Source organism: Companilactobacillus paralimentarius DSM 13238 = JCM 10415 (assembly GCF_001434985.1).
Lineage (GTDB): Bacteria > Bacillota > Bacilli > Lactobacillales > Lactobacillaceae > Companilactobacillus > Companilactobacillus paralimentarius.
Map to the genome: position 1 here is coordinate 1 of NZ_AZES01000051.1, position 14,181 is coordinate 14,181.

Genomic DNA, 14,181 nt, shown 5'->3' on the forward strand with positions numbered 1-14,181 from the left:
GCCGAAAGTAGTTGGTGGGAAACTACCCGCGAGGATAGGTAGCTGCCACGCTAATGATAAGGGATCAACTTAGGTTGATTCCTTTTTTTGTGTCTTTTTTTATTAATAATTAGTCTACAAGTATAGTCTAAAAAAACTTCATTAAGCCAAATTAGACTTATAAATTAGACTTATAATATAGAGGTAAGAATTATTAGTAAAGGGGGAAAACATTACTATGGTAAAGTTTTTACGTACTAATAAGATTGCTTCAATTATTTTGGCTATTATTAGAGTGTACTTAGGTGTTCTATGGACAATGGCTGGATGGGAGAAAATCACCGGTGGTGCTGCTGGAGCTGTTAAAGGCTTGCTCAGCAATGCTGTTAAGAATCCTGTTAAAGGACCTACAGGTAAAGTTCTTTACCCTTGGTTCAATAACATGTTAAGTGCCATATTACCTCATTACAAAGGTATGAGCATGATGGTTTCTTGGGGTGAGTTTCTTGTTGGTTTAGGTCTTATTTTTGGTTGTTTAACAACGGCAGCAGTATTCTTTGGACTGATGATGAACTTCTCGTACATGTTGGCTGGAGCTATTTCAGTTAACCCTGAATATATTTTTCTAGAATACTTCATTATTATTGCTGGGTTTAATGCAGGTAAGATAGGATTAGATTACTGGGTTATTCCTTGGATCAGAACACATATCTTTAAACAAAAGAAACAATCAGGTATTTGGAATTAAAAAAAACTTGTTGGTTGCATAAATGTAAATCAGCAAGTTTTTTTGTGCCAAAAAGTACTATAATGTTAAACTATTAAATCTATTAAGAAGAGGCAGATTGAATGACAAGAATCAGACCCGTTACAGAGGATGATGCCCAGGCATTATTGAATATTTATGCGCCCTATATTACTGATACAACCATAACTTTTGAAGATGTTATTCCATCTGTTGAAAACTTTAAACAGCGTATTCATGATATTTCTCAGAATTTTCCTTACCTAGTGGCGATAGATGATGATAATAAAATATTAGGCTATGCTTATGCTCATCTATATGGACCAAGAGCCGCTTATGCATGGACTGTGGAAGCTAGTATTTACGTTGATAAGAATTTTAAGGGACATGGATTAGGAACGGAACTCTATCAAAAACTTGAAGATATTTTAAAAAAACAAGGGGTCGTCAATTTAATGGCCTGTATTACCGAGGAAAATATTAATAGTATCAGGTTTCATGAAAAGAGAGGATATAAAGCAGTTGGAACCTTTCATAAAGTTGGTTTCAAGTTTAATCGTTGGTTAGACGTAACCTGGTTACAAAAAGATTTGAATGATCGTCCTCAAAAAATGTCGTCAGTTATTCCTTGGAAAGAACTAGACTAAATATTTGACCTAGAGTTAACTCTAGGGGGTATCATAACCATGTTCGAATGGAAGGAGCATTTTTTATGACGAAATTAACAGATACATTTGAAATTTATAATGGTGTGAAGATTCCTAAAGTTGCTTTTGGTACATGGCAGATCCCTGCGGAGGATGCTCGACAAGCTGTTCATGATGCTATTGATACTGGTTATAGACATATCGATACAGCTTTGGTTTATCAAAACGAAAAGGAAGTTGGACAAGGTATTAAAGATTCAGGTGTTAAACGTGAGGACTTGTTCGTAACTTCTAAATTACCAGCTGAAACTAAAAATTATGATGATGCTTTAAATGACTTTGAAACTACAATGAAGAATCTTGATTTAGATTACTTGGATCTTTATTTGATTCATGCTCCATGGCCATGGGGAAAAATTGGTGCTAATTACGACAAAGAGAACCAGGACGTATGGCGTGCAATGGAAAAAATTTATGCTTCAGGTCGTGTTAAAGCAATTGGTGTTTCTAACTTTAATGTGCATGATTTGGAAAATGTTTTACAAATAGCTAAAGTTAAACCTATGGTTGATCAAATTCAATATTATGTTGGTTTTACGGAACCTAAGATCACTAAATTTGCGCAAGCACATGATATCTTGGTTGAAGCCTATTCACCATTAGCAACTGGTGGCTTGATTCATAACCAAGACGTTCTCAAGATTGCTGAAAAATACAATGTCAGTGTTCCACAATTAGCTATTCAATTTGTTATTCAAAACGGAGTATTGCCTTTACCAAAGGCAGTTCACAAGGCTCATATTGAAGACAATGCTAAATTAGACTTTGAAATCAGTGCTGAAGATATGGAAACTTTGAATAATATGTCGGATACAGCACCATCACATTTCCACAATCCTACTCAAGGATAAGAATGGAGACTGTGGACATAACATGTTCGGCTTCAATAGTAATAGGGTAGGTAATCATATTTGATACCTATCCTATTTTTTAGCGATGATTTAATAAATGGACAAAAATTCCTACATCATGATAATATAAAAATATACTTATATTATCGATAAGATTCTAAATAGTAGGAGATGAACTATGAAAATAAATAATGATAACTTAATGAGACTTTTAGCTTCAGATGTGGAACCAAAGATCAGTATTATCTTACCAATTCATCCAGAAACTCCTCAAATTGAAGAAAACATTCTTAACTATAAAAACTTATTGAAAGATGTTAAAAAAGATTTGGAATTGAATTATCCAAGACGCCAGTGGGACCAAGCAGTTGAACGGTTGGAAAATTTATTGCTGGATCGCCAATTATTTAGTACTTCCAAAAAAGCTCTGATTATTTTTGCTAATAATGAGGCTATGGAAATTTCACGCATGGAACATCAAGTTTTACCTAAGGCACATGTTGGGACAACGTTCCTAGTTCAGGATCTGCTCTTGCCTGAAGAGAGTGGTGCTGATCCAGAGTATTTGATCAACCTCAGTCGTGATCGAATCAATGTGTTTAATATGGATAGTCTTAAAGAAGTTGAACTTGAGGGAGTTCACAGTAATTTTGCGGACTATTATCCAGATTTTGATGCTAATGCTAATCTGAATTCCGGTTCATATGGCGGAAAGAATGCGATTTATCATGGTCATCGAACAAAATCAGAAGAGCAGCAGAAAGATCAATTGATCTATTACCAATATTTAGATCGTAAACTGGGATCAATGTATCAACGTGAGGGCACGACTTTTCTTTTAACAGGTCTACCAGAAGTGTTAGATGTTTACTTAAATAATTATGGAAATAGTAAATATATCGATGGTGTGATCCACAGTTCAATGCTTAACTTATCGCACAGAGAAATGTTGGAAAAAGTTAATGAATACAAGAATTTTGAAACTGTCGCATTGATAGAAAAAATCAAACATGATTTGCATCGAGCAGACAATCAAGAGTGTCTGATCAGTGATTTAGATACAATTAATTTTGCTTTAATGAATCGAGATATTAAATCACTGATTTCATTCAATGACGGTACTTCTTATTCTGTAGAGCACAATAAAATGTTAGTTCAATATATTTTGAATAAAACCAATTCGCAAGTGGTTTATTCAAAAGATGCAGCAGTACCAAGTATGAGTGCTATTGTGTACTAAAAAAGGAATCTCAGGCTGAATAACTTGAGATTCCTTTTTGGGCTGATTAATTAATCTTTAGGTTCATTTTTTCTTAAGATACGAGCGGGATTTCCAACAACAATAACGTTATCAGGGAAGGATTTTGTAACAACTGATCCTGCACCAACGATGACATTGTTTCCTAGAGTTACTCCTGGAAGAATACTTGCGCTGCCTCCGACCCAAACATCGTTTCCGATTGTAATTGGGGCAGTTCTTTCGGCTTCAGTACGACGAACAGCTGGGTCCATGGGATGCTTTGGTGTATATAAGCCGACTTTGGGACCGAATTTAACATCATTACCGATAGTGATTTTACCTTCATCACAAAGCATGACATCGTGATTGGCGTAGAAGTGATCACCGATAGTGATATTAACACCGTAACTAAAGTAAATTGTTGGTTCAACGAAAAATCTGTTACCAACTGATTTCATTAAACTTTTAATTTTAGTGTTTCTTTGATCGTTGTCAGCAATCAAATTATATTCCATCAATTTTGTTCGTACATCGTTACGCAAGTTGACCAAAGGTCTTGATTCTAAGTAAAGTTCTCCATTTATCATCTGCTGATACGCAGGGTCTTGTTCAATTTCCATTCTCAAATCTCTCCTCTTTTAAATAAAAGTGTACATTAAGCATAGCATAATTTTTGAAAACACTGAAATATGAGTGAAAATGGATCGACTGATGTAAGAAAATGAAAATGAGTGATTAAGAATTTGGCTATATTTCTTAAAAAAGAGTTAGGATAGAGCTGGAACAAAATTTTGAAGTCGGGGGTAATTTGGTATGACAAATGTATTGGTAGTTGGTGCAACTGGAATAATTGGTCAAAAGGTTACAAGACAACTTTTAGATAAAACGGATGATTATTTAACATTGTTGGCTCGTAATACTAATATCTTATCAATCGATGAAAAACGTGAGCGTGAGGTTCATGGGGATGTGTTGGACGATAAGGTTTTGAATGAAGCTTTGGATGGCAATGATATTGTTCTAATGGCAACGGATAGCAATCTGGGCTTGTCGGTTCAAAGAATTATTGATGGGATGAAGATGAAAAAAATTAAGCGTCTGATCTTCATTACATCAATGGGTCTTTACAATGAAATGCCTGTTACTGATGGTGCTTCAGGTAATTTAGCACAGGATGCTCTTTTGCAGCCATATCGAACAGCCGTTAGTTTGATTGAGGATTCTGAATTGAACTATACGATTCTTCGAGCAACTCGTTTAGATGCTGGTAAGGATATTAACTATGATCTAGTTGATAAGGGTGAGGCACCAACTAGTGAGAATGTTTCTTATGATAGTGTTGTCGATTATGCAGTTAGATTGGTTAACAATGGCAAATTGGAATCTCATAAGAATGTAGAGATTAGTCGTAGAGCTGTTGCTGCTAAGTAATAACTATTTGATTTTAAGTGGAGCTGGATTTTTTCTGGTTTCACTTTTTTATTTTAAATAACCATTGTTCTATGTTTAATAGTGGAAACGAGCTTCGCAGGCCAATTTCTTCCGGTTTGCTACAGTACTGAAATTGCCCGCCAAGTATGCGTGCAGTTCCAGTACTTAGGCAAATCCTCGGAAATTCCCAGGCCTGCTCCGCTCTCTGATCTCTTGACCTCAACCTGACTTTAGGGTATAGGATACTAAATAAGAGGTGTAATTATGGCAAAATTAATCATTTATTTTTCACTTTCAGGTAACACTAAGAGGGTGGCTCAAAAGATTCAAGCGTTGACTGGCGCTGACATTGTTAGTTTGGAACCTCAAGTTCCTTATCCGGCGGGTTATAGTAATTACGTACCGGTGGCTCAAAATGAATTTGAACAACGGCTTCACCCAGAAATAAAAACGAAACTTCCGGATTTGGATAAATACGATACAATCTATTTAGGATATCCAACTTGGAGTGGTCGTGTGCCAATGATCTTTTATAGTCTTTTTGATAAATATGATTTCTCAAATAAGACGATTGTTCCTTTTACAACAACTGGTGGTTCTAATGTTAATGAATCAATGCCTTACGTTAGAGAGTTAGCTGCTACAAGTAAGGTAACGGACGGTTTCAGATACAATAATAACGATACCCAATTGAAAGAGTTCATTGAACAATTTGATTAGGAGGTAGTCCTATGAATATTTTGATTTTAGGAGCTAATGGAAAAATTGCACGTTTAGTTGAAGAGCAGTTGTTGAGTGATAAAGCTTTCTCAGATATTAAATTAACGCTGTTCTTGCGTGATAAAATTCGAGCTGATGATTTAATAGCTAATCAATCAATCGCTATTGAAGGGGATGCCAGAGACAGTTCGGCTGTGGAAGTTGCAGTGGAAGATCAAGATATTGTTTTGGACTTAACGGGAGCTACGAAATCAATTGTTCCGACGCAAAATATTATTAGAGCTATGCAGGCTAATGGTGTTATGAGAGTAGTTTCTATCTGTGGCTTAGGAACTCATAGTAAGGCAACCAGTCAAATTGGAATGCAGGTTGCGCATCTGTATGAGCAATCAGGGTTGGATTACACGATTTTAAGATTGGCTTGGTTGAATAATGTAGATGAGGTACGTTATCAGGTTACGCAGCCTAATAAGCTGGTTCAGGGTAATAGTATTTCACGTAAGAGTGTAGCTGAACTTATTTTAAAAATAATCGATGATCCAGCATACTTATCGAAAAAAGATGTAGGTGTTAGCGACGGGATCAAACGTGATGCACCAATTCTTTAAACAAATCAAAAAGCTTCTCAAAACTATTTCTAGTCTTGAGAAGCTTTTTTTGTCGGGATTCTTCGATTAATTAACTGATTATGTGTGCAATGTGGGAGAAGAGTTAATTAATGGAGTTGCATTGACTACTTCAATTTAGAAGAAGTCAATGTTAGATCACTGAATAATTCGTTATTGGCAGGACTGAAGTCGAAGCCTTTAACACGATTATTAACTGGTTGCCATACGTAGTTGAATTCTTCTGGTACAACACCAGCTTGATCGTTCATGTATTCTTGCCATTGTTTGAATGTCTTAGTACGTGTCTTGTCATTCCAAGCAGATGAATCGTTCATCTTGTTGATCAATTCAGTATTCTTCTTGGTTACGAAGTGACCCATGTTGAATGGAGCAGTTTCACCATAAAGTTGTGATTGTGATGGTTCAGATGATAATGACCATGCAGCTGTCCAAAGGTCAATTTTGTTTTGACTTGGTTTTTGTAGCAAGTCATAGAAGCTATTCATTTCCATTGGTTTGCCACCGTATAATTTAACGTTCAAACCAACTTTGTGCCATTGTTGTAGATAATCTTGGTATGTAGCTTCTGTAATAGAGTTACCACTCATACCACCGAAGTAGATAGTAAGTTTCTTACCCTTTGGATCAGAACGCCATTTGCTACCGTTACGCTTCTTGTATCCAGCGTCATCAAGTAACTTGTTGGCTTTCTTAAGATTCAATGAGTAACCTTTAGCTGACTTATCGTAGTACTTAGTAAATACAGGTGGAATCAAAGTGTTACCACGCCATGCAACACCATTACCAAACTTCTTAGCAACATCATCGACGTTTAGAGCGTACATCATAGCTTGACGTAGACTCTTGTTAGCCATCTTCTTATTAGAATCGGCAACGTTCTTACCAGTCTTAGTATCGAAATGGCCTAAGTTAAAGGCAAAGTAACTGTATGATAGGGCAGGTTGACCAACTTTTGTATAACCTTTAAGGTTCTTCAATTTCTTGTATGAAGTACCACCAACTTCACCAGAAGCTGAAGGAACTACGGAGTCATACTTCTTAGATTGAATGGCCTTAACAATGTTGTTTGATGAAACAACGTTGATAGTAATGTGTCCGATTTGGGCTTTCTTACCATAGTAGAACTTGTTTGGTACCCAACTTGTTGATTCACCAGTAACAATCTTATCTAGCTTGTAAGGACCAGTGAAGATAGGGTTCTTACGGATTTGTTCTGAAGATGCAAGTTTAGCAATAGGAACATTTTTGATGTATTCGTAAGGTTCAGCGGAGCCCCAAATGAATGAGTTACCAGAGAATTTCATACTTGGTGACATATGCTTGAAGTGAATAACAACTTTCTTACCTTTTTCACCATCTGGCATTTCGATACCAGAGATAGTACTTGCTGTTCCCTTATGATATGCAGCCATACCTTCGATATTTTCAAAGTCAGATGAATATTGACTTGTTGTTGATTCTTTATTGCCAAGAACTTCATATGCGTACTCAACATCCTTAGCAGTTACAGGGTCACCATTTGACCATTTACCATTACTACGGATTGTAATTGTAGCTGTCTTAGCTTTACGATCAAGCTTTTGATTAGCAAGACCACCATCGATAATCTTGTAGTTCTTATCGACGGTGAACAAGTTGTTCAAACCACCAGGAGAGAAGACATGTGAGTCAGCGGCGTTTGAAGCAAGGACTGGATCTGAGATTCCTTGGAATGGTGAGTCAGCGACTTCGGCCAACTTCAAAGTACCATTCTTAGTTGCATTTTTATCTGTAGCAGCACTGTTCTTAAATGATGACTTTAATTTAATTTGAGCAGTTGTACCGGATGAAGAACTGCTGCTATTTCCGTTAGAACAACCAGCTAATGTGACGGCAGCCAAAAGTGTCACAGCTGAGAGAATAACCTTATTTTTAGTTTTAACCATTGTGTTTCCCCCTTAAGTTAAAAAAACCTATATTCACCAATTACAGAATTGGCTAAGAAAATTTGTATCCAGAAGACTTATAAAACCCGTGATTAGGAAAAGGCACCATCTCCCTTAATTTTTTGTAAAATTACGAAATAATTATTGTTCTGCATCTCCCTGACGTTGAGAGGCATCAGCTGAACGTCTAACAACTTGACCAATGTAACTAATTGATAAACAAAGGACGATAATCAACAAGGCAGCTGGTAACCATGTCCACCAATATTCGGTGATGTTATTAGGATCATTAGCATTAGCAATCAAAGTACCAAGTGATGGAGTTTGAATTGGAAGACCAAATCCCAAGTAGGAAAGACCTGTTTCAACACCAATGTTTTCAGCAAATGATAAAGTTGTATCAACGATGATCAATGATGAAATGTTAGGCATGATCTCTCGGAAAATAATCTTGAGACTGCTAGTACCAGAAGTCTTAGAAGCAGCAACGTAATCTTTTTCAGATTCTGAAAGAGTACGTGAACGAATCAAACGTGAAGTACCTTCCCAATAGAAGATAGAGAAGATAAGTGTCAATGAAACAGCATTGTAGTTTTTAATGATAGTAACTAAAACAATTATCATCATTGTCATTGGTAACATCATCATGAAGTCGTACACACGTTGCATACCCCAATCAATGTAGCCACTGAAGTAACCTGAAATTAATCCCCAGCAAATACCAAAGGTTGAAGAAATAATTGTAAGTCCGATAGCAATACCGATTGAATTACGTGAACCAACGATAAGCTGCTGAGCGATTGAACGACCACCAGCATCAGCACCGAGAGTATAACCATTGGTTCCTGGACTGATATTGTAGTTCATGATGTTGGTCTCCATCATTTTTGGAGTATTAATGAATAGTGATGCAATCATAACGAAGAGTATAAAGCCAACAACGATAAACAAGGCGATGAAAGCAGGTCGGTCAGCCTTGAACTCGTTCCAAACAATCTTGGCAGATGATGGAGTAGCTTCTTCGCTAGCTTCTTTAGTTAAACGGTCTAAGTCAGCCGCTGAAATATTTGAATGTTTATTTAGATTCTCTTCCATAAATTAACGGCCCCCTTATTCGATTCTGATTCTAGGATCAACGATACTTAGGATGATATCTGAAAGTAGCGTACCCAATAGATTCAAAATTCCGTAAATTAAAACTAAAGCAGTGATAACGGTGTAATCACGATAATTGATTGAATTGATAAATAGTAGTCCCATACCTGGATAAGAGAAGACTGTTTCAGTAAAGATAGAACCATTTAACAATCCAGTAATTGAATAACCGGCAAATGCGGCGATAGGTAATAATGAATTTCTAAAAATATGATGTTTGTAAATATCTTTTTCAGGAACACCTTTAGAACGAGCAGTTCTGACATAATCGGAACGTTTGGCGTCGATAACTTCTGAACGAAGGTATTGAACAACATTGACAGTTCCAAATAGTGCACCCAAGATACTTGGTAATAAGATGTGGTACAAATGAGATCCAGCGGTTGGAAGTCCTGGATTAGCGGTAGCTGAAACGGAACCTGTAGTTGGGAACCAGCCTAGAACGTAACCGAAGATCCAGATACCAATAACTAAAACAACGAAGAAAGGAATACTGTAAGTTACATATGTGTAAATTCTGACGATATTGTCAGGAAGTTTACCTTCATGTTTAGCAGCAAACATACCCATTGGTAGAGCAAAACAGTAAGTAAGAACTGTTGTAAGTAAGGCTAACCAAATGGTATTAACGGCACGGCTACCAATTAAACGAGTAACTGGTTCTTGATATTGATAACTGTTACCCAAGTTACCGTGGAATAGATGGACAACCCAATTCCAATATTGTTGATACCAAGGATCGTACAAACCATTCATTTCCATCAAATGATGAAGTTGAGCAGGATCGGATTTAGGATTAATGGAACCGGTGAAAGGATCACCAGGCATTGCCTTAGCTAATAGGAAAACTAAAAGACTAAGAATAATAACTTCAGGAATCATAATCATGATACGACGGAGAACTGTTTTCCACATTATGCCTTCACCTCTCCTTCTTGTTTGATGATCTGGTTGGCAACTTCTTTTGGTAGAGCAACTGAATGAGTTGGACTAATTGGAACTAGTGGGAAAGCTTTACCATCTTTGTCGTAATACTTGTCTTGTTGTTCACGATAGACTTCTTCAACGGCTAAACGATTAGCACGATGTTGTTGTCTGTTGTTAACACTTGTTTCAGGAATGGCAGCTAGTAAACGCTTAGTGTAGATATGAACGGGATGATTATAAATATCATCACGAGTTCCAATTTCAACTAGACGGCCACGGTTCATGATAGCGATGTTGTTACACATATGTCTGACAACACCTAAATCATGGGAGATGAATAGGTAAGAAATTCCAAATTCACGTTGAATTTTCTTCATGAAATTTAGAACTTGAGCTTGAACGGAAAGGTCCAAAGCGGAAACCGGTTCATCAGCGATGATCAATTTAGGATTGGTAGCAACGGCACGAGCTACTCCGATACGTTGTCTTTGACCACCAGAGAATTGATGAGGATACTTGTATAAAGCATCAGGATCCAAACCAACGATATCTAGTAGTTGTAAAACTCTTAATTTCTCTTCATCTTTACTTAAATGCTCGAAATTTCTTAATGGTTCTGCGATAATATCTTCAATTCTTTTTCTAGGATTCAAACTAGAAAGGGAATCTTGGAAAATCATTTGAACGTCGTGGTTGTAATCAAGTTCCTTACGGTTGATTTTTTTGGTAATATCTTTACCTTGATACATGATTGAACCGCTTGTGATTTTTTCTAGGCCAACAACTGATTTACCAGTCGTTGATTTACCTGAACCAGATTCACCAACTAATCCGTAAGTTTCACCAGCTTCAATATTGAAACTGATACCATCGACAGCCTTTACAGAATCAGTAATTCGATTCCAAAATCCAGAACGGATAGGGTAGTGAACTTTTAAATTTTTGATTTCAACTAAACTCATGCTTTCACACTCCCAACCTGATCTGGAAACGAGAAGTTCTTGTAACAAGTACAACGAACTTCATGTCCAGGTTCTATTTCATGCATTGTTGGATTTTCTTCGTGTTCTTCAGGTTTGACCCAAGGAATACGTGGTGCAAATCGATCACCAATCTTAGACATCTTTTGTAATGAGGGAACATTACCTTGGATGACATATAAGTCATCGTTTTGATTGTCACGTTGAGGCATTGATCTTAATAGTGAACGTGTATAAGGATGCTTTGGAGTATTGAAGATTTGTTCGACGCTACCTTCCTCAACAATTTGTCCAGCATACATAACTGCTACACGGTCGGCGGTTTCAGCAACAACTCCCAAATCATGGGTGATCAAGATGATACCGGCATGATTTTCAGATTGAATCTTTCTTAAAACATCTAAAATTTGAGCTTGAATTGTTACATCAAGAGCTGTCGTTGGTTCGTCAGCAATGATTAAATCGGGTTTGCAAGCAATAGCAATCGCGATAATAACACGTTGACGCATACCACCGGAGAGTTGATGTGGAAATTGATGAGCAGTCCGTTTGGGATCAACAATTCCTACTTCTTTTAATAGTTCCAAAACTCGATCGTGTTTTTGTTCAGCAGTTAACTTAGTATGGTAAGTCATGACTTCACTAATTTGATCTTCAATCCTTTTTAGAGGATTTAAAGCAGATAGTGGATCTTGGAAGATCATTCCGATTTTAGCTCCTCGGAATTTGTTGTATCCAGCTTCATCAAGTTTTAAAAGGTTAGTGCCTTCAAAATCAATTTCACCTGAAATTTTTGTTTCGGATGGATCATGCAAACCCATAATAGTTGTGGCTAAAGTACTTTTTCCACATCCAGACTCACCAACAATGGCAAGAATCTCGTCATGATGAACTGTGAGATTAATATGAGAAATGGCATCGTAGTATTTTCCGTTAATCTTAAAAGCAGTATTAACATCTTTAATATTTAGAAAATCTGATGTAGTTTCCAAGATATCCCCTCCTGATTCTAATAATCTTCTTATATAGACCCTAAGGTGCAAAGATACATTCGTACCAGTGCCCGGTTGAACTTTTTAAATAATTGAGTTCGATTATAGTTAATCATTTTCTAATTTACAACCCCTAAAATTAAAATGATATTAAAAAACTTTATTATTTATTCATAATTGAGTTATAAACTTTGTTTTATCTGTATGAACAGACTATACAATTAAATTAGAAAGATTAGAAAAAAGTTAACTTATAAATGACGATACGTATATTTTCAGGTCATTGGTCTAATTATTGGTATCAAAGAGATTAATAGAATATGGAGGAAGATAAAACGGACTAATTAATTGACGTTATAACGCCAGTGGTTTGAACCAATTATCTTAGAAATAAAAAGGAGCTTCAGAAAAATTAGTTTCTGAAACTCCTTTAAAGAAATTTTTTATTATTTTCATGAAAAATTAGTTAGCAAAATGAGTTGAAACGCTACCATTAACGTGTCAAAATATGAAAACACGGTAGTTAAAAAGTGAATTATGAATGAAAATGGTGGTAATATATCCATGAAGAAGGGTGATCCTATGCGTCAACAAATGCGTCATCAAAAGAAAACTAAGAAACCGTTAATTTTAACAATCATCATTTCATTACTAGTTTTAATAGTCCTATGTGTTATCTTCTTTTTTCCATTGAACAATATGTTACGTAATGCAACAGGTAATGATACTCCTAGTGACAAAGCTGTGAAATCAGAACTAGTTAAGAGAGTTAAGGCACGTAAAACCGGTGATTCTAAGAAGGATGAGAAGATTGACCGAGCCGCTTCCGTTTTAGGAAAGAAAAAAATGTCTGAAATTATGTCGGCTGCTGATAGTCAGGATAAAACAGCAACTCTTATTGAGGATTCGTCTGCTTTAACGAAGGAACAATCACAAAAGGCTGCACAAGAAATTTTCTCCAATAATGAATATTCAGGCTTGAGAACTGCTATTAATAATGGAAATTGGTATCAGGCTTACCAGCAATATCAGAAACTTTCTAATAATGGAGAATTGAATCAGTTACAACAAGATATAAATCAAAAATAAAGATAACAAAAAAGTGCAAAGCAATGTTTGCACTTTTTTTGTGATTTGAAATAAACTATATAGTGATGGCATATTTCAAATGAATAATCTTAAGAATTTTCTGGGAATGTGGAAGTATCCGTATTATCGTTATCAGCATCATAGAAAAATGCTTGAATAGGGATGTTGTATTTATTATGAATTAGTAATATCTCTTTTTGAGTGAATCCTAAATCATCATTTTTTCTACGAATGGTGGATGTTGATTTGTCAAGAAGCTTGGCAATATCATTTTGCTTGATGTTCTTTAACGTAAAATATGCTTTTAAATATTGATTGCTATACATAATAAATTCCCTTTTTTTAAGTTTTCCTTAATCAAGGACAAGAACATGTTAAACTAGAAATTCTTTTTTTTCAATAACTTTTTTTGAAAAAGCCATATTTTAAGTTAAAATATCATATATGAAAGGTATAGGTTATATTTGAGACATGATGACGATTGGAAAGTATTTGCGTAAAAAAAGACTTTTGAAGAATTTGACGCTCCAGCAGGTGGTTGATACTACGAAAATAGAGTATGGCTGTACCACATCAACCTCAGTCTTGAGTGCAATTGAAACAGATAAGAACAAAATCATTGATGGTGAGCTCTTATTTGTGTTGTCAGATTTTTATGAGATTGATTTACGAGAATTACAAAAATTAATTCTAAAAAATTTGCAAATTAAATAAGCAAAAAATTATCTTCAAAACTTAGTTGTATTAGCAGATACTTCTATATAAATAAATCTATATTTTTTAATAATTATATTAAATATGGTTAAAAACA

16 protein-coding genes are annotated in these 14,181 nt (G+C 35.7%); 9 read left to right on the forward strand and 7 right to left on the reverse strand.

What is annotated here, in order from left to right; genetic code table 11:
- Window positions 1-217 precede the first annotated feature (217 nt).
- From FD33_RS05225 to FD33_RS05240, 4 genes are all read left to right on the forward strand, one after another.
- The gene (locus tag FD33_RS05225) at window positions 218-727 is read left to right on the forward strand and encodes a DoxX family protein (RefSeq protein ID WP_025084578.1); all 510 of its coding nucleotides are present in this window, start codon (window positions 218-220) and stop codon (window positions 725-727) included.
- Between the two features lie 101 nt (window positions 728-828).
- The gene (locus FD33_RS05230; RefSeq protein ID WP_025084577.1) at window positions 829-1,371 is read left to right on the forward strand and encodes a GNAT family N-acetyltransferase; all 543 of its coding nucleotides are present in this window, start codon (window positions 829-831) and stop codon (window positions 1,369-1,371) included.
- A gap of 65 nt (window positions 1,372-1,436) precedes the next feature.
- Window positions 1,437-2,282, forward strand: coding sequence for an aldo/keto reductase (locus tag FD33_RS05235; RefSeq protein WP_025084576.1), 846 nt, complete (start codon window positions 1,437-1,439; stop codon window positions 2,280-2,282).
- A gap of 178 nt (window positions 2,283-2,460) precedes the next feature.
- Window positions 2,461-3,522, forward strand: a complete 1,062-nt coding sequence (locus FD33_RS05240; protein WP_056955820.1) for a baeRF8 domain-containing protein — start codon at window positions 2,461-2,463, stop codon at window positions 3,520-3,522.
- A 50-nt stretch (window positions 3,523-3,572) separates the two neighbouring features.
- On the opposite strand, the gene FD33_RS05245 is transcribed toward FD33_RS05240, so the two are convergent.
- Complete coding sequence (locus tag FD33_RS05245; protein ID WP_025084574.1) at window positions 3,573-4,142, reverse strand: sugar O-acetyltransferase; 570 nt, start codon at window positions 4,140-4,142, stop codon at window positions 3,573-3,575.
- Window positions 4,143-4,335: 193 nt separating this feature from the next.
- Here FD33_RS05245 and FD33_RS05250 point away from each other — a divergent pair, with 193 nt between their 5' ends.
- The 3 genes from FD33_RS05250 (at window position 4,336) to FD33_RS05260 (ending at window position 6,281) form a co-directional block, all read left to right on the forward strand.
- On the forward strand, window positions 4,336-4,953 hold the full coding sequence (locus tag FD33_RS05250) for an NAD(P)H-binding protein (protein ID WP_025084573.1): 618 nt from the start codon (window positions 4,336-4,338) through the stop codon (window positions 4,951-4,953).
- 264 nt (window positions 4,954-5,217) lie between these two features.
- Window positions 5,218-5,673 (forward strand): flavodoxin, encoded by a 456-nt coding sequence (locus FD33_RS05255; RefSeq protein WP_034543823.1) that lies wholly within the window; start codon window positions 5,218-5,220, stop codon window positions 5,671-5,673.
- Between the two features lie 11 nt (window positions 5,674-5,684).
- A complete protein-coding gene (locus FD33_RS05260; RefSeq protein WP_025084572.1) occupies window positions 5,685-6,281 on the forward strand; it encodes an NAD(P)H-binding protein in 597 nt (198 codons plus the stop codon).
- Window positions 6,282-6,406: 125 nt separating this feature from the next.
- Here FD33_RS05260 and FD33_RS05265 read toward each other — a convergent pair whose 3' ends face one another.
- The 5 genes from FD33_RS05265 to FD33_RS05285 form a co-directional block, all read right to left on the reverse strand.
- A complete protein-coding gene (locus FD33_RS05265) occupies window positions 6,407-8,227 on the reverse strand; it encodes an oligopeptide ABC transporter substrate-binding protein (RefSeq protein ID WP_025084571.1) in 1,821 nt (606 codons plus the stop codon).
- A 141-nt stretch (window positions 8,228-8,368) separates the two neighbouring features.
- Window positions 8,369-9,322 carry an ABC transporter permease gene (locus tag FD33_RS05270; RefSeq protein ID WP_025084570.1) on the reverse strand — a complete coding sequence of 318 codons (954 nt, stop codon included), beginning with the start codon at window positions 9,320-9,322 and terminating at the stop codon, window positions 8,369-8,371.
- 15 nt (window positions 9,323-9,337) lie between these two features.
- On the reverse strand, window positions 9,338-10,297 hold the full coding sequence (locus tag FD33_RS05275; RefSeq protein ID WP_025084569.1) for an ABC transporter permease: 960 nt from the start codon (window positions 10,295-10,297) through the stop codon (window positions 9,338-9,340).
- Window positions 10,297-11,271, reverse strand: a complete 975-nt coding sequence (locus tag FD33_RS05280; protein ID WP_056955821.1) for an ABC transporter ATP-binding protein — start codon at window positions 11,269-11,271, stop codon at window positions 10,297-10,299. The genes FD33_RS05275 and FD33_RS05280 overlap by 1 nt, the downstream gene beginning before the upstream one ends.
- Window positions 11,268-12,284, reverse strand: coding sequence for an ABC transporter ATP-binding protein (locus FD33_RS05285; RefSeq protein WP_034543831.1), 1,017 nt, complete (start codon window positions 12,282-12,284; stop codon window positions 11,268-11,270). Before FD33_RS05285 ends, FD33_RS05280 begins: the two co-directional genes overlap by 4 nt.
- Before the next feature lie 561 nt (window positions 12,285-12,845).
- Between FD33_RS05285 and FD33_RS05290 the strand changes: the two genes are divergently transcribed.
- Window positions 12,846-13,370 carry a hypothetical protein gene (locus FD33_RS05290; protein WP_025084567.1) on the forward strand — a complete coding sequence of 175 codons (525 nt, stop codon included), beginning with the start codon at window positions 12,846-12,848 and terminating at the stop codon, window positions 13,368-13,370.
- Window positions 13,371-13,459: 89 nt separating this feature from the next.
- On the opposite strand, the gene FD33_RS05295 is transcribed toward FD33_RS05290, so the two are convergent.
- A complete protein-coding gene (locus FD33_RS05295; protein ID WP_025084566.1) occupies window positions 13,460-13,696 on the reverse strand; it encodes a helix-turn-helix domain-containing protein in 237 nt (78 codons plus the stop codon).
- 145 nt (window positions 13,697-13,841) lie between these two features.
- Here FD33_RS05295 and FD33_RS05300 point away from each other — a divergent pair, with 145 nt between their 5' ends.
- A complete protein-coding gene (locus tag FD33_RS05300) occupies window positions 13,842-14,084 on the forward strand; it encodes a helix-turn-helix domain-containing protein (protein WP_156407828.1) in 243 nt (80 codons plus the stop codon).
- Window positions 14,085-14,181: the final 97 nt, after the last annotated feature.